General features: G+C 74.9%; 16 protein-coding genes. 8 read left to right on the plus strand and 8 right to left on the minus strand.

The features are described from left to right. Positions 1-23: 23 nt before the first annotated feature. The 5 genes from PZ894_RS08605 to PZ894_RS08625 all read right to left on the minus strand — a co-directional run bounded on the left by PZ894_RS08605 (position 24) and on the right by PZ894_RS08625 (position 4727). Positions 24-1544: a cation acetate symporter gene (locus PZ894_RS08605; protein ID WP_275744091.1), complete on the minus strand. Its 1521-nt coding sequence runs from the start codon at positions 1542-1544 to the stop codon at positions 24-26. 10 nt (positions 1545-1554) lie between these two features. Continuing rightward, positions 1555-1932, minus strand: a complete 378-nt coding sequence (locus PZ894_RS08610) for a hypothetical protein (RefSeq protein ID WP_275744092.1) — start codon at positions 1930-1932, stop codon at positions 1555-1557. Beyond that, positions 1929-2684, minus strand: a complete 756-nt coding sequence (locus PZ894_RS08615; protein ID WP_275744093.1) for a LytTR family DNA-binding domain-containing protein — start codon at positions 2682-2684, stop codon at positions 1929-1931. The genes PZ894_RS08610 and PZ894_RS08615 overlap by 4 nt, the downstream gene beginning before the upstream one ends. A 67-nt stretch (positions 2685-2751) precedes the next feature. Further along, positions 2752-3867 carry a histidine kinase gene (locus PZ894_RS08620; RefSeq protein WP_275744094.1) on the minus strand — a complete coding sequence of 372 codons (1116 nt, stop codon included), beginning with the start codon at positions 3865-3867 and terminating at the stop codon, positions 2752-2754. Positions 3868-3881: 14 nt separating this feature from the next. Further along, the gene (locus tag PZ894_RS08625; RefSeq protein ID WP_275744095.1) at positions 3882-4727 is read right to left on the minus strand and encodes a class I SAM-dependent methyltransferase; all 846 of its coding nucleotides are present in this window, start codon (positions 4725-4727) and stop codon (positions 3882-3884) included. Positions 4728-4835: 108 nt separating this feature from the next. On the opposite strand from PZ894_RS08625, the gene PZ894_RS08630 reads away from it, so the two are divergent. Beyond that, a complete protein-coding gene (locus PZ894_RS08630) occupies positions 4836-5555 on the plus strand; it encodes an oxidoreductase (protein WP_275744096.1) in 720 nt (239 codons plus the stop codon). 383 nt (positions 5556-5938) lie between these two features. On the opposite strand, the gene PZ894_RS08635 is transcribed toward PZ894_RS08630, so the two are convergent. Next, positions 5939-6733 (minus strand): HAD family hydrolase, encoded by a 795-nt coding sequence (locus PZ894_RS08635; protein ID WP_275744097.1) that lies wholly within the window; start codon positions 6731-6733, stop codon positions 5939-5941. A gap of 121 nt (positions 6734-6854) precedes the next feature. Here PZ894_RS08635 and ssd point away from each other — a divergent pair, with 121 nt between their 5' ends. The 7 genes from ssd to PZ894_RS08670 all read left to right on the plus strand — a co-directional run bounded on the left by ssd (position 6855) and on the right by PZ894_RS08670 (position 11758). After that, a complete protein-coding gene (ssd, locus tag PZ894_RS08640) occupies positions 6855-7907 on the plus strand; it encodes a septum site-determining protein Ssd (protein WP_275744098.1) in 1053 nt (350 codons plus the stop codon). An 8-nt stretch (positions 7908-7915) separates the two neighbouring features. Further along, on the plus strand, positions 7916-9082 hold the full coding sequence (locus PZ894_RS08645; protein ID WP_275744099.1) for a TadA family conjugal transfer-associated ATPase: 1167 nt from the start codon (positions 7916-7918) through the stop codon (positions 9080-9082). Next, a complete protein-coding gene (locus PZ894_RS08650) occupies positions 9079-9861 on the plus strand; it encodes a type II secretion system F family protein (RefSeq protein WP_275744100.1) in 783 nt (260 codons plus the stop codon). Before PZ894_RS08645 ends, PZ894_RS08650 begins: the two co-directional genes overlap by 4 nt. 295 nt (positions 9862-10156) lie before the next feature. Continuing rightward, on the plus strand, positions 10157-10567 hold the full coding sequence (locus tag PZ894_RS08655; RefSeq protein ID WP_275744101.1) for a type II secretion system F family protein: 411 nt from the start codon (positions 10157-10159) through the stop codon (positions 10565-10567). Between the two features lie 174 nt (positions 10568-10741). Further along, positions 10742-10945 carry a DUF4244 domain-containing protein gene (locus PZ894_RS08660; protein ID WP_275744102.1) on the plus strand — a complete coding sequence of 68 codons (204 nt, stop codon included), beginning with the start codon at positions 10742-10744 and terminating at the stop codon, positions 10943-10945. A 67-nt stretch (positions 10946-11012) separates the two neighbouring features. Further along, positions 11013-11420: a TadE family protein gene (locus PZ894_RS08665; RefSeq protein ID WP_275744103.1), complete on the plus strand. Its 408-nt coding sequence runs from the start codon at positions 11013-11015 to the stop codon at positions 11418-11420. Next, positions 11417-11758 carry an Rv3654c family TadE-like protein gene (locus PZ894_RS08670; protein ID WP_275744104.1) on the plus strand — a complete coding sequence of 114 codons (342 nt, stop codon included), beginning with the start codon at positions 11417-11419 and terminating at the stop codon, positions 11756-11758. Before PZ894_RS08665 ends, PZ894_RS08670 begins: the two co-directional genes overlap by 4 nt. Before the next feature lie 16 nt (positions 11759-11774). Here PZ894_RS08670 and PZ894_RS08675 read toward each other — a convergent pair whose 3' ends face one another. Next, the gene (locus PZ894_RS08675; protein ID WP_275744105.1) at positions 11775-12071 is read right to left on the minus strand and encodes a hypothetical protein; all 297 of its coding nucleotides are present in this window, start codon (positions 12069-12071) and stop codon (positions 11775-11777) included. A 9-nt stretch (positions 12072-12080) separates the two neighbouring features. After that, positions 12081-14408 carry a DEAD/DEAH box helicase gene (locus PZ894_RS08680; protein ID WP_275744106.1) on the minus strand — a complete coding sequence of 776 codons (2328 nt, stop codon included), beginning with the start codon at positions 14406-14408 and terminating at the stop codon, positions 12081-12083. Positions 14409-14550: the final 142 nt, after the last annotated feature.

Consider the following 14550-nt stretch of genomic DNA (forward strand, 5'->3'; position numbering starts at 1 on the left):
GCAAGGCTACGAGGACGGCCAAGTCATCCACGGTCGAGCTCCAGGGTCTCCGGCGTGTGCAGCCGCACCAGGAACCGTCCCGCGTCGGCGGGCACCCGGGCCCGCGTCAGCCGCGACACCGCCACCATCGTCACGAGCGCGAGGGGCACCGTCCACGCCGCCGGCTGCCCCATGAGCGCGTCGACCCAGCCCGACGGGGCCGAGACCCGCACGGTCCACGCGATCGCCACCGCCGAGCCGATCCCGCCCGCCACCAGCCCGGCGATCGCGCCCACCGAGGTCAGCCCGCGCCACCAGATGCCGAGCAGCAGCAGCGGACAGAAGGTCGCCGCCGCCATCGCGAACGCGAGCCCGACCGCCCGGGCGACGCCCAGGTCGGGTGCGAGCAGCGCGATGATGCACGGCACCGTCACCGCCGCGACCGCACCGAGGCGGAACGCCGCGACCCCGCCCAGCCGGCGCCCGCGCAACCGCGCCCGCCCGGTGATGTCCTGGCTCATCACGCCCGCGACCGCGATCGACAGCCCGGACGACGTCGACAGGAACGCCGCGAACGCTCCCGCCGTGACCATCCCCGTCAGCACCTCCCCGAGCGGCCCGTCGACCATGATGCGGGGCAGCTCCAGCACGAGCGCGTCGGAGGACCCCGCGGTGGCCAGCTCCGGCGCGTAGATCCGCCCGAGCGCGCCGTACACCGGAGGCAGCAGGTAGAAGAGGCCCAGCAGCACGAGCACGGCCAGCGTCGTACGACGGGCCGCGCGGCCGTCCGGGTTGGTGTAGAAACGCACGACCACGTGCGGCAGCCCCATCGTGCCGAGGAACGTCGCGACGATCAGCGAGTACGTGACGTAGAGCCCCTCCGCTCCGCCCGGGGCGAGCGGCAGCGACCACTCGCCACCGCCGTCCGTGCGGGTGGCGCCGTCGCCGGCCCACACGACGAGCAGCACGGCCGCGGGGACGAGGAGGGCGGTCAGCTTGAGCCAGTACTGGAAGGCCTGCACGAACGTGATGCTGCGCATCCCGCCCATCGTGACGTTCGCGAGCACGACCATGCTCACGATGACCGGACCGACCCAGATGGGGGCGCCCACCGCCGAGCGCAGGGTGAGCCCGGCGCCCTTGAACTGCGGGATCAGGTAGAGCCAGCCGATCGCGACCACCAGCACCGAGCAGACGGCTCGTACGCCGCGGGAGCCGAGCCGCGCCTCGGCGAAGTCCGGCAGCGTGTAGGCGCCCGATCGGCGCAGCGGAGCGGCCACGAGCACGAGGAGCACGAGGTAGCCGGCGGTCCAGCCGACCGGGTACCACAGCATGTCGGCGCCGTTGATCAGCACCAGCCCGGCGACGCCGAGGAACGACGCGGCCGAGAGGTACTCGCCGCCGATCGCGCTGGCGTTGAGCCGCGGGTGCACGGTGCGGGACGCGACGAAGAAGTCGCTCGTCGTGCGGGAGAACCGCAGGCCCCAGGTGCCGATCGCCAGCGTCGCGATCGTGACCAGCGTGATCGCGACGATGCCGGGCGCGGCGTCGAGGCCCGGACTCACGGGGTGTGACTCATCTGTCGGCCTCGGAGAGGATCTCGGCGAAGTCGCGCTCGTTGCGCTCGGCCCGGCGCACGTAGCCCCAGCCGAGCAGCACCAGGGTCGGGTAGACCACGACGCCGAGCAGCAGCCAGCCGAGCGGCAGGCCGAGGAGGCGTACGTCGGACAGCCCGGGTGCCAGGTAGAAGACGAGCGGCAGCAGCCCGATCGTCGACCCCATCACCAGCAGGACGCCGACCGCGAGCCGGAGCTGCTCGCGCAGCAGCGAGCGCATGTAGACGCCCCCGAGCCGCGTGCCCGCGTCGATGTCCGACGTGCGGCCGGCGGGCGGCCGGCGGCGCGGGGGCCCGGTGACGCGCACCCGCGAGGGAGGCCCGACGGGCTGGGTCACGACCCGGTCCGCGGCTGCACCGTGCGCTTGTCCATCAGCAGCTCCCGCAGCTCGCGGGTGTGGCGACGGCTGACGCCGAGCTCGACCGCGCGGGGGCCGACCACGACCGTGCAGCGGCCGCCGTCCATGCGCACCTCGGTCACGTGCGCGAGCGAGACGAGGAGCGACCGGTGGATGCGTACGAATCCGGCCGTGGCCCACTCCACCTCGAGCGTCGTCAGCGGGCTGCGGACCAGGTGGGACTCCGTGGCGGTGTGCAGCCGCGCGTAGTCGCCCTGCGCCTCGACGTGGGTGATGTCGGAGCGGTTGACGAAGCGGGTGACGCCCCCGCGCTCGACCGCGACCTGCGCGTCGTCGCGGGCCGGGGAGGACTCCGCGACGCCGTCGAGCACGCCGCAGACGCGGCGTACCGCCTCGGCGAGCCGCTCCCGGCGCACGGGCTTGAGCACGTAGTCGACCGCGCGCAGGTCGAACGCCTCGACCGCGTGCTTCTCGTGGGCCGTGACGAAGACGACCGGCGGCGGGGTGCGGAAGCGGCTCAGCACCTGCGCGAGCTCGAGCCCGGTGAGGCCGGGCATCTGGATGTCGAGGAAGACGGCGTCGACGGCCCCTTCGCGCAGGATCCGCAGCCCGTCGGTCGCCGAGTCGCTGGTGAGCACCTCGCCGATCCGGTCGTCGGTGTCGAGCAGGTAGGCCAGCTCGTCGAGCGCGGGTCGCTCGTCGTCGATGACGAGCACGGTCAGCGGGCTCATCCGGGGTCCCCGCGGAATCGTGGGCTGGAGGAGCGAAGCGGGGGAAGACCGCGATTTCGTGGGGTGGTCATGCGTGCACCCCCGGGGCGAACTTGGGCACTCTCACCACGACCCGGGTGCCCGCGCCGGGCGCGGTCTCCACCACCAGCCCGTAGTCGTCGCCGAACGTCGTGCGCAGCCGGCCGTCGACGTTGCCGAGACCGACGGAGTCCAGACCGGTCTCGCCGGCCAGCGCCCGGCGTACGACGTCCGGGTCCTCGCCCACGCCGTCGTCCTCCACCTCGATCACGCACTCCTGGTCCTGGTCACGCGCGACGATCCGGATCGCCCCGCCGCCCTCCGCCGACTCGAGCCCGTGCCGGACGGCGTTCTCGACCAACGGCTGGATGCACAGGAAGGGTACGGCGACCGGCAGCACCTCCGGCGCGATGCGGAGCGTCACCTGGAGCCGCTCGCCGAAGCGGGCCTGCTCGAGCAGCAGGTAGCGCTCGACCGAGCGCAGTTCCTCGGCGAGCGTCGTGTACTCGCCGTGCCTGCGGAAGGAGTAGCGGGTGAAGTCCGCGAACTCCAGCAGCAGCTCACGGGCCCGGTCGGGGTCGGTGCGCACGAAGCTCGCGATCGCGCCGAGTGAGTTGTAGATGAAGTGCGGGCTGATCTGGGCGCGCATCGCGCGCACCTCGGCCTCCATCAGCCGGTTGCGGGAGGCGTCGAGCTCGGCGAGCTCGAGCTGCGAGGCGACCCAGGCCGCGACCTCGTCGGTGGCGCGGGCCAGCCCCGCGGTGGGCGCCGTCGCGAAGACCTGGAGGGTGCCGACCACCCGCTCGTCGACGACGAGCGGGCTGGCGATGGCGCCGCGGACGTCGCAGCCGGGCAGGTCGCAGGGCAGGTCGTGCCGGTCGTAGACGCGGGTGCGGCCGGCCTCGACGGTCAGGGCGGCGATCCGACCGCACTGCTCCTCGTGGTGCTGCCCGGACCCGTGCCAGGCGAGGACGCCCGCCGTGTCGGTCATCGCGAGCGCGGGGCTGCCGAGCAGGTCGTGGAGGTGCCGGATGCTGCGCTCGGCGCTCTCCGCGGTCAGACCGGCGCGCAGCGCCGGCGCCGCCAGCGACGCGCTGTGCAGGGTGCGGAACGTGGCGCGGTCCGCCTCCGTGCCCAGGTGACGGCGGCGCCACGGTCGGGGCATGTCGTCGCCGGTCGCTAGCGGAAGTCGATGAGCAGGACGTCGTCGGTGCCGGCCGGCTCGCCCCCGGTCGCCGTCGGAGTGCTGCCCGCGTCGGTGGCGTCCGTGGGGGCGCCCGACGCGCCTTCGGGACGGTCGGCGGTCGTGGCCCGGAAGCACGAGGCGTCGTACGGCAGCTGCATGCCGTCCATGCCGCGGCCGTAGTCGTCGTAGAACGCCAGCACCTCGGCCAGCTTCGCCTGCCGCGCGTCGTGGTCGAGGGTGGCGACGTTGGACCGCGAGACCACGAGGTCCTGCACGGACTCGCGGTCGATCACCTGCCAATGCTTGAACGTCGTCCGCTCGACCTCGCCGAAGCGACCCGACGCCGCGATCGTCTCGGTGGGGTCGGTCGCCTGCTCCTGGCTGCCGATGATCGCGCCGAGCCTCTTGACCCACGGGATGCGCTCGTCGCGCTCGTTCCACACCAGCGCGAGCCGGCCACCGGGCCGCAGGACGCGCGCGATCTCGGGCAGCGCCCGCTCGTGGTCGAACCAGTGGAACGCCTGGCCGGCCACGACCACGTCGTACGACGCGTCGGCCGCGGGGAGTCGCTCGGCGGAGGCGACGGACGTCGGTACGTCGGGCAGCCGCGCGCGCAGCCGCGCCAGCATCGCGTCGTCGGGGTCGGTCGCGTGGACCTCGTGCCCGAGGGCGAGCAGCGCCTCGGTGAGCTTGCCAGTGCCCGCGCCGACCTCGAGCACGACGACCGGTTCGTCTCCGACCAGCCAGGCCGCGGCCTCGCGCGGGTAGGTCGGCCGGCCGCGGTCGTAGGCCTCGGCCACGGAGCCGAAGGAGAGGGCGCGGTCGGGCTGGTCGGTCATCGGGCTCACCGTACCTGCTGGATAGCCTTCCGGACGTGAGCTCACCCCACGCAATCGCGTGCTTCCCCCGCTGCGCTCCTCCAGCCCACGATTCCGCGGGGACCCCGAATGAGTGACGATGCCTTGTCGCGGCTGATCGCCCTCGAGGGGGTGCCCTCGGCGTACGCCGCCGCGCGCGACGGCATCGACGTGACGCTGCGCGACCGCGGGCTGCGCCGTACCTCCCCGGAGACGACGGCCGAGAGCCTGCTGCGCGGGGCGCACGCCAGCGCCGTGCTCGAGGGTTCGGGCTCGACGCTCGCCGAGGTGCGGGAAGGCCGCGGCGACGAGGTCGCCGTCGACGCCGTCCGGGTCTCGACCGAGCTGCTCGGCCTGGCGCCGGTGCTCGGCCGGTCGCCGCTGCAGGCGCTGGCGCGGATCCATGCCCTCGCGGCCGCCGGGCTGCCGGACGAGAGCCGCGGCCGCCCGCGCGCCGGCGCCGCCGCCGCCCGGCTGCGCGCGGTCGCCGATCTGCTGTCGGCCACGACCTCGGCGCCCGCTCTGCTCGTGGCCGCGGTGGTGCACGCGGAGCTGGTCACCGCGGCGGCGTTCCCGTCGCACAACGGCATCGTCGCCCGGGCCGCCGAGCGGCTGGTGCTCGTCGCGCGCGGCGTGGACGAGAAGTCGCTGGTCGTGCCGGAGGCGGGGCACCTGGCCCTGCGCGCGGCGTACGAGTCGAACCTGCGGGGGTACGCCGACGGTGGCCCCGCGGGCACGCACGCCTGGCTGCTCTACGCGGCGGAGGCGTACGCCGCCGGCGCCCAGGCCAGCCCCGTCCACGGTGGTTGAGGAGGGACGGAGTCCGTCCTGCGGTGGTTGAGGAGGGACGAAGTCCCCTCTCGAAACCCCGCTCGGTGTCCGCCCACCGTTCGCCCGAAGGTCACCGGGTCTCGAGACTCGCGGCACTCGGAGATGCGAACGGCACCCGGATCTCGAGTGGTTGGGCCGGGTGCCGCCGCTGACACGTGAGTCCGTCGGCTACCAGGCGTGCATCATCCAACTGCGGCCCCGGGAGTGTCCCGGCTCGGCCTGCGCCCTGTAGGAAGGGTAGATCGCCGCGTGGGTACCCGGCTCACGTGCGGATGTGGAGTTCTTGGCTTCGTTTGTACGCCGGTCTCCGGGGCTCTTCAACCCCCGGCGTCCCTTGACTTTGGGAGCTGAGGGTGGGCCGGTCAGGCGCCGAGGCGGCGCTTGCGTGCGTTCGCCCAGATCACGCCGCCGACGGCCACGACGCCGCCGACGGCGAGGGCGGCGAGGGTCGGCTTGGGAGGCGGCAGCGGCACCCGCGCGCGCAGGGCGACGGGCTTGGTGAAGACGAGCACCGGCCACTCGTGGGTGGCCGCGGCCCGCCGCAGCTCCTTGTCGGGGTTGACCGCGTAGGAGTGCCCCACCGCCTCCAGCATCGGGACGTCGGTGACGGAGTCGCTGTAGGCGTAGGAGCTGGCGAGGTCGTAGCCCACCTCGTCGGCGAGCTCGCGGATCGCACGCGCCTTCTCCTCGGCGTACGCGTAGTACTCGATCTCGCCGCTGTAGCGACCGTCGACGATCTCCATCCGGGTCGCGATCACCCGGTCGGCGCCGAGCATCGCGGCGATGGGCTCGACGACCTCCGCGCCGGACGCGGACACGATGACGACGTCCCGCCCGGCGAGCTGGTGCTCCTCGATGAGCGAGACGGCCTCGTCGTACACGAGCGGCTCGACGACGTTGTGCAGGGTGTCGGCGACGATCTCGCGCACCGTGGCGACGTCCCAGCCGGTGCACAGCTGCGACATGAACTGCCGCATCTTCTCCATCTGGTCGTGGTCCGCGCCGCCGACGAGGTAGACGAACTGGGCGTACGCCGAGCGCAGCACCGCGCGCCGCGAGATCAGCCCGCCCGCTTGGAACGGCTTGCTGAACGCGAGCGTGCTCGACTTCGCGATGATCGTCTTGTCGAGGTCGAAGAAGGCCGCGGTCGGCGCCATGCCCTCAATCGTAGAGGTCGGCGGCCCACCTTTCGTCCACAACACCGCAGTCCGACACCCCTGTCCACAAAGGGATCCCGTCCTCCGCCGCCGGGATCGCGATCCGGGAACCATCGCCGGCATGACAGCTCCGCTCATCGTGACCCGTGATCGCTCCCTCCTCGACCAGCTGCACCGCCTGGCGGCCGCGGCAGGCATCGAACCCGAGGTCGCGCCCGACCTCGGTGCCGCTCTTCGCCACTGGCCGGTCGCACCGCTGGTGCTGGTCGGCGCCGACGTCGCGCCCGAGCTGGCGGCGATCCTCCCGGCGCGACGACCCGGGGTGCACGTCGTGGCGTGGGGGCCGGTGCCGGACGACCTCTTCCGCGTGGCGGTCGCCCTCGGCGCCGAGAGCGTGGCGGAGCTGCCCGCGTCCGAGGGCTGGCTGGTGGAGGCGCTCACCGATCTCGGCGACCCGCACCGCACCGTCGGGGTGGTGATCGGCGTGACCGGGGGGAGCGGAGGTGCGGGCGCCACGACGTTCGCCTGCGCACTCGGCCAGCTCGCGGCTCGCCGGGGGCGGGCGGTCGTCGTCGACGCGGACCCGCTCGGCCCCGGGGTCGACCGGGTGCTCGGGCTCGAGGAACGCGACGGCGTGCGGTGGGACGGCCTGGGCCACGCGACCGGGCGGCTCAGCGCCCGGTCCCTGCGCGAGGCGCTGCCGCGGCGCGAGCATCTCGCCGCCCTGACCTGGCGCGCCGGACCGCCGGGCTCGCTGCAGGCGTTCGCCGTGCGAGAGGTGCTATCGGCCGCGCAGCGGGGTCATGACTTCGTGGTCGTCGACCTTCCACGCACCGGCGACCCGCTGGTCGACGAGGTGGCGGCACGGTGCGATCGGCTGCTCGTGGTCGTCGTCCCGACCGTCGCGGGCGTCGCGTCGGCGGTGCGCATCTGCGCCCGCCATCCGGACCCCGGCCGGGTGCGTCTCGTGGTGCGTGGCAGCGGCGTGGATCCGCAGGCGATCGCCCGGGCGACGCGCGTCCCGGTGCTGACGACGATGGGTGACCAGCGTGGACTCTCCGAGGCGATCGACCTCGGGCTCGGGCCGGTGCGGTCCCACCGCGGGGCGCTCGGCCGGGCGGCCGGCGAGGTCCTCGACCAACTGTCCCTGATGCACGCCAGCGCGGCGGCCTGAGCGTCCCCATGAGCACCGTGGACGTCGATCCGACCGACCTGGAGGCGGTTCGCGACCGTCTCGCCAGCTCGCCCGGCGAGCTGACCCCCCACCGGGTCGCCGAGGCGCTGCGGGAGCGGGGACGACCGGTCGGCGACGCAGCCGTGCTCGCCGTCTACGAGACGCTGCGGCGCGACGTGGTCGGCGCCGGACCGCTCGAGCCCCTGCTGCGCACGCCGCACGTGACCGACGTGCTCGTCAACGGTCCCGAGCACGTCTACCTCGACCGCGGGAGAGGGCTCGAGCGCACGACGGTCCGGTTCCCCGACGACGGCGGCGTCCGCCGGCTCGCGCAGCGGCTCGCCGCACTCGGCGGGCGCCGGCTCGACGACGCGACGCCGTACGTCGACCTGCGGCTGCCCGACGGCACGCGCTTCCACGCGGTCCTCGCACCCCTGTCGCGCCCCGGCACCGCGATCTCGCTGCGGGTGCCGCGCCGCCAGCCGTTCACGCTCGAGGAGCTGACAGAGCGCGGGACCCTCGACCCGGGCACGGCCGACCTCCTCGACGCGATCGTCGGTGCGCGGCTCGCGTTCCTGGTCAGCGGGGGCACCGGCTCCGGCAAGACCACGCTGCTCGCCGCGCTGCTCACCAGGGTGCCGGCGACGGAGCGGGTCGTGGTGGTCGAGGACGCGAGCGAGCTGCGCCCGGACCATCCCCACGTCGTCGCTCTCGAGGGCAGGCCGCCCAACATCGAGGGGGCCGGCGCCGTCGACGTCCGCACCCTGGTGCGCCAGGCGCTGCGGATGCGCCCCGACCGGCTCGTCGTGGGCGAGGTCCGCGGTGGTGAGGTCGTCGACCTGCTCGCCGCGCTGAACACCGGCCACGAGGGCGGCTGCGGCACGCTGCACGCCAACTCCGCGCTCGACGTCCCGGCTCGCATCGAGGCGCTGGCGCTGGCCGGTGGGCTGGGCCGCGACGCCGCGCACAGCCAGCTCGCCTCGGCAGTCGACGTCGTGCTGCATCTCGCGCGCGACCGCGCGGGGATCCGGCGACTGCGGCAGGTCGCGGTGCCGACCCGGTCCGCCGACGGGCTGGTCTCGATGACCGCCGCGCTCGAGGTCGACGCCGACGGCAGGTCCCGTCCCGGGCCGGCAGCCGCCGCCCTGGCGTCCCGGCTGCGCGGCGAGCCGTGAGCGCGGCGCTGGCCGCCGGGTGCGCGGCGGCCGCCGTCGCCCTCCTGGTGCGTCCGCCCCCTCGCCTGGGTGGTCGGCCCCGGCCGGCGCCTCGGGCGTTGCTCCTGGGGGGAGCCGCGGTCGTCCTGCTCGCCGTGCTCCTCGTACCCGACCTCGCGGCCCTGATCGTGGTCGGCGGCGCTGCCGCGGTCGGCGGTGTCGCGCTCGTGCGCCGTCAGCGCGCGCGCAGGGCCGCGGAGGCCACGGCGGCGCGGGTACTCGAGACCTGTGAGGCCATCGCGAGCGAGCTGGCCGGCGGTCTGCCACCGGGCGACTGCCTCGACCGGGCCGCGCGAGCCTGGGAGCCGCTGGCGCCCGTGGCGGCCGCCTTCCGGGTCGGCGCGGACGTGCCGGGAGCGATGCGCGCGGTCGCCGCCGGGGTCGAGGGCGCCGCGGACCTGCGGGTCGTCGCCGCCGCCTGGCAGGTCGCGCACCGCACGGGTGAGGGGCTCGCCTCGACGGTCGACCGCGTCGCCGAGTCCCTCCGCGCCGACTCCGGCACCCGCCGGGTGGTGTCCGGTGAGCTCGCCTCGGCGCGAGCGACGGCGCGGCTCGTGGCGGGCCTCCCGATCGTCGCGCTGCTCATGGGGTCGGGCACCGGGGGAGATCCCTGGGGCTTCCTGCTGGGCACGCCCGCCGGGATGGCCTGTCTGGCCGCGGGGCTGGCGTTCGGGCTCGGCGGGCTGTGGTGGATCGAGGCGATCGCCCGCGACGCGGACCGGGCCGGACCGGCATCATGAGCTGGCTGGCGGCGCTGGCCGCGGCGGCCGCCGCCGCGCTGCTGGTGCGCACGCGTCCGTCCTTGCCCGCTCGTGTCGTCCCAGCGGCGGCGCCCGTCGAAGCCGGTTGGCTGCACCGGCACCGCCTGCTGTGGTCGGCCAGCGCCGGTGCCGGAGCACTGGTGTTCGTGTCCGGGCCCGGAGGCGTCGTCACGGGGGCGATGGCCGGCGTCGTCGTGTGGGTCGTGATCGGTCGCGCCGAGCCCGCTTCCGAACGCCACGTCGGCGCGCCCTCGCCCGTGACCTCCCGTACGTCGTGGCGCTCTTCGCCGCCACGCTGCGCTCAGGCGCGGCGCCGCCCGAGGGCGTCGCCCAGGTCTGCGCCGCGCTGCCCGGACCGGCGGCCGATCGGCTCACCGGGGTGGCCGCCCGGCTGTCGCTCGGTCTCGACGCGGCCGAGGTCTGGGCGTCGCTGGCGGACGAGCCGGCGCTGGCCCCGTTGGGCCGCACGCTCGCCCGGGCGCACGACACCGGTGCGCCGGTGGTGGCGGCCGTCGAACGGCTCGCCGCCGAGTTGGCGCACGCCGCGCGCGCCGACCAGGAGGAGCGGGCCCGCGCCGTCGGCGTCCGGGCCGCGGTGCCGCTCGGTCTCTGCCTGCTGCCCGCGTTCGTGCTGATCGGGATCGTGCCGCTCGTCGTGGCGCTGATGAGCGGGCTCGACCTGTGAGTCGTGCCGAGGCACGCGCCAGAAGTCGTCCACCGCGCGCGTTGCGACCGGGTCGTCCACAACCGCGCCACGCCCGGTCGCGGACCGTCCCCGTGCTGGCGCATCGTCGTGCTCCCGGGTCGCATCGGGCAACCCGGCAAGGCGCTCAGGAGCCTTCACGACAAGGAGATTCGCATGTCCCTTCACCTTCACCGCTTGCGCCGTCGCAGCCTCGGCAGGCGTGACGAGCGCGGCATCACGACCGCCGAGTACGCCGTCGGCACCGCGGCCGGTGCCGGCCTCGCCGGGCTGCTCTACAAGCTGCTCACCGGCGGCTTCGGCGACCAGCTGCTCAAGACCCTGTTCGACCACGTCCTCGGGCTCCTGGGCATCGGATGACTCACCCCACGGAATCGTGGCCCTCCCCCGCTGCGCTCCTCCGGTCCACGATTCCGCGAGGACCCCGATGAAACACCCCGCTCCGCGCGCGAGCCGGGCCGACCAGCGCGGCGCTGCCACGGCCGAGCTCGCCATGGTGCTGCCCCTGCTGATCGCCGCCACGATCGGTCTGGTCTGGCTGCTCGCGGTCGGCAGCGCCCAGGTGCGTGCGGTCGACGCCGCTCGCGAGACCGCACGCGCCGTCGCGCGCGGCGACGAGATCGGTGCGGCCGTGGCGCGCGGGGAGCAGGTGGCGCCGCCGGGGAGTCGCGTCAGCGTCGACACCGGCGGCGGCGAGGTCGTCGTCACGGTCGTCGGCCGGGTCAGCGGGCCGGGCGGCCTCTTCGACCTGCCGCACGCCGAGGTGTCCGCCGACGCGGTCGCCGTGGTCGAGGAGACGGCGAGCAGGGTGGGGAGCGGGGTGGGGAGCGGGTGAGCGGGGACGACCGCGGCTCGGCGACCCCGTTCGCCGTCGCCTGCCTCGGGGTGCTGGTCCTGCTCGCCGCCGCGCTCGGCGTGGTCGCCGCCCTCATCCACGCGCATCGCCAGGCACAGGGTGCCGCCGACCTCGCGGCCCTGGCCGCGGCGCGGGCGATCGCCCAGGGAGCGGACGGCTGCGGCGAGGGCGGTCGGATCGCCACCGCCAACGGCGCGCGACTCCTGTCGTGCGAGGTCAGCGGCCGGGAGGTGCGGCTCCGGGTCGAGGTCGCCGGACCCCGGTGGCTCGGCCAGACGGCCGACCTCGGCGCGGAGGCACGTGCCGGGCCCGGATGAACGGCCGGCGGTGAGCTCAGATGGTGCGCTCGCCGTCGCTCTCGCCGCGGCGCTCGGCCTCCTGCCGGTCGAGCTTCGTCGAGAGCTCGTCGAGCCTCCGGGACTCGCGCCGGTGCCGCAGGGTGCGCTTGGCTCCCCACTTGGTCAGGCCGAGGCCCCACAGGATGGCCACACCGCTGGCCAGGCCGACCAGGTAGAGGCCGACAGCCGTGACGTCGAAGCCGAGGAGCTCGACGTCGGTCCCGGTGGCGGTGAACACCGCCGCCACGACCGCCAGAGCACCGACGACCACGAGCAGCAGACCGGCGACCATGGAGCGACGCTATCCGTCCCCGAGCAGCAGGTCGAGAAGGGCGGCGGCGCCGGCCTTGTCGAGCGGGTTGTTCTGGTTGCCGCACTTCGGCGACTGGATGCACGAGGGGCAGCCGTCGTCGCAGCCGCACGAGACGATCGTGTCGCGGGTGGCCGTCAGCCAGGCTCGGGCCGCGTGGAAGCCGCGCTCGGCGAAGCCGGCGCCACCCGGGTGGCCGTCGTACACGAAGACGGTGAGCTGCCCGGTGTCCGGGTGGACCGCGGTGGACACCCCGCCGATGTCCCACCGGTCGCAGGTCGCGAACAGCGGCAGCAGGCCGATCGAGCAGTGCTCGGCCGCGTGCGCGGCGCCGGGCAGGTCACGGGACTGCAGTCCGGCCTCGGTGAGCACCTGCCCCGGCACCGTCCACCAGACCGCGGCGGTGCGGAGCGACCGCTCGGGGAGGTCGAGGGGCTCCTCGCCGAGCACCTCTCCACCGGGCTGACGCCGCTTCAGGTACGCGACGACCTGGTGGCTGACGTCGACCGTCCCGAAGGACAGCCGGCAGTCGCCCCAGCGCGCGTGCTCCCGCTCCTCGACGATCGAGATGTCCGTCAGCTCGCGAGCAGTCGTGGAGTAGTCGGTCTCGGCGCGGTCGATGACCGCGACGCGCTCGTCGAGGTCGAGCGAGCGCACCAGCCAGGTCTCGCCGCGGTGCACGTAGACCGCGCCCTGGTGGGCGGTCGCGTGGCAGCTCGCGGCGTCGACGGTGCCGACCACGCGACCGGTCTCGCCCTCGACCAGCTGGACGGGCGATCCGCCCGCGGATCGGATGTCGGCGAGGTCGCTGGCCCGGCGGCGGTCGGTCCAGAACCAGCCGCGCGGCCGACGCCGCAGCAGTCCGCCGTCGGTCAGGACGTCCACGACCTCGCGGGCGGACGGTCCGAAGAGCGGGAGGTCGTCCTCCGTCAGCGGGATCTCCTGGGCGGCGGCGCACAGGTGGGGACCGAGGACGTGAGGGTTGGCGGGGTCGAAGACGGTCGCCTCCACCGGCTGGCCGAGCAGCGCCTCGGGATGGGTGACCAGGTAGGTGTCGAGGGGGTCGTCGCGGGCGATCAACATGCCGAGCGCGTCGCGCGCACCGCGACCGGCGCGCCCGACCTGCTGCCACAGCGCCGCCCGGGTGCCGGGGAAGCCGGCCATCAGCACGGCATCGAGCCCGCTGATGTCGATGCCGAGCTCGAGGGCGTTGGTGGCTGCGAGCCCGACGAGCTCGCCGTTGCGCAGAGACTCCTCGAGCGCGCGGCGCTCCTCGGGAAGGTAGCCGCCGCGGTACGCCGCGACACGCCCGGGCAGGGAGGGGTCGACCTCCGCGAGCAGCTCGGCCGCCGTCAGCGCGACCTGCTCGGCGCCGCGGCGGGACCGGATGAAGGCGAGCGTGCGGGCGTCGGAGGTGACCAGGTCCGCGAGCAGGTCCGCGGTCTCCGACGACGCGGCCCGGCGCACCGGTGCGCCGTTCTCGCCGGTGTAGGAGGTGAACGGCGGCTCCCACAGGGCGAGCGCGACCCGGCCACGGGGCGAGTCGTCGCCGGTGACGGCGAGCACGTCGAGCCCGGTCAGCCGGGCGGCGGCCACCTCGGGCTCGGCCACCGTCGCCGAGGCGAGCACGAACGTCGGGGACGCGCCGTGGGCCGCGCACAGGCGTCGCAGCCGGCGCAGCACGTGGGAGACGTGCGCGCCGAACACCCCGCGGTAGTGGTGGCACTCGTCCACCACGACGTAGCGCAGGGCCCCGAGGAAGGACGACCACCGCTGGTGCCCGGGCAGCAGCGAGCGGTGGAGCATGTCGGGGTTGGTGAGGACGTACTCGCCGTGGTCACGGGCCCAGTCACGCTGCTCGCGGCTGCTGTCGCCGTCGTGGGTGGTCGCGCGCACGTCGAGGCCGAGCGCCGTCACCCCGGCCAGCTGGTCCTGCGCGAGCGCCTTGGTCGGCGCCAGGTAGAGGACGCTCGCGCCACGCTGGCCGCGCGGACCCCGGGAGTCCCGGATCGCGCTCAGCGCGGGCAGCTGGTAGCCGAGGCTCTTGCCCGACGCGGTGCCGGTGGACATCACCACGTGCCGGCCCTCGTGCGCGGCCTCGGCGGCGATCGACTGGTGCCGCCAGGGCCGCTCGAGGCCACGGGCCCGGAACGCCGCCACCACCTCGGGGGAGGCCCACCCCGGCCAGTCGGCGTACGTCGCGGCCCGCGGCGGCAGCACCTCGAGGTGTCGCAGCCGGTCCTCGCGCCCCGGAACCGACGCCAGCCGGTCCACCAGGTCGGCGACGTCGACCGGGCGGGAACGCGGGGTCGTGGTCACCGGTTCATTCTCGCCGAGGGCACCGACACGGGCACGTCGGCGGCCGCGCGAGCGCGTACTCTGCCGGGCAGCGCCCGACCGGTCTGTGGCCCACTTTGTGCGCGGGACGGCTGGAGCGTGGTTTCATTGACCAGGCCGGACG

Origin of the sequence: Nocardioides sp. YIM 152315 (genome assembly GCF_029210375.1) — a bacterium.
Taxonomy (GTDB): Bacteria; Actinomycetota; Actinomycetes; order Propionibacteriales; family Nocardioidaceae; genus Nocardioides.

Excerpts from the sequence above, each read along its gene's own strand:
- PZ894_RS08615 (WP_275744093.1), bottom strand. The coding sequence starts at position 2,684 with ATGAGCCCGCTGACCGTGCTCGTCATCGACGACGAGCGACCCGCGCTC.
- PZ894_RS08620 (WP_275744094.1), bottom strand. The coding sequence starts at position 3,867 with ATGCCCCGACCGTGGCGCCGCCGTCACCTGGGCACGGAGGCGGACCGC.
- PZ894_RS08625 (WP_275744095.1), bottom strand. The coding sequence starts at position 4,727 with ATGACCGACCAGCCCGACCGCGCCCTCTCCTTCGGCTCCGTGGCCGAG.
- PZ894_RS08630 (WP_275744096.1), top strand. The coding sequence starts at position 4,836 with ATGAGTGACGATGCCTTGTCGCGGCTGATCGCCCTCGAGGGGGTGCCC.
- PZ894_RS08635 (WP_275744097.1), bottom strand. The coding sequence starts at position 6,733 with ATGGCGCCGACCGCGGCCTTCTTCGACCTCGACAAGACGATCATCGCG.
- ssd (WP_275744098.1), top strand. The coding sequence starts at position 6,855 with ATGACAGCTCCGCTCATCGTGACCCGTGATCGCTCCCTCCTCGACCAG.
- PZ894_RS08645 (WP_275744099.1), top strand. The coding sequence starts at position 7,916 with ATGAGCACCGTGGACGTCGATCCGACCGACCTGGAGGCGGTTCGCGAC.
- PZ894_RS08660 (WP_275744102.1), top strand. The coding sequence starts at position 10,742 with ATGTCCCTTCACCTTCACCGCTTGCGCCGTCGCAGCCTCGGCAGGCGT.
- PZ894_RS08665 (WP_275744103.1), top strand. The coding sequence starts at position 11,013 with ATGAAACACCCCGCTCCGCGCGCGAGCCGGGCCGACCAGCGCGGCGCT.
- PZ894_RS08675 (WP_275744105.1), bottom strand. The coding sequence starts at position 12,071 with ATGGTCGCCGGTCTGCTGCTCGTGGTCGTCGGTGCTCTGGCGGTCGTG.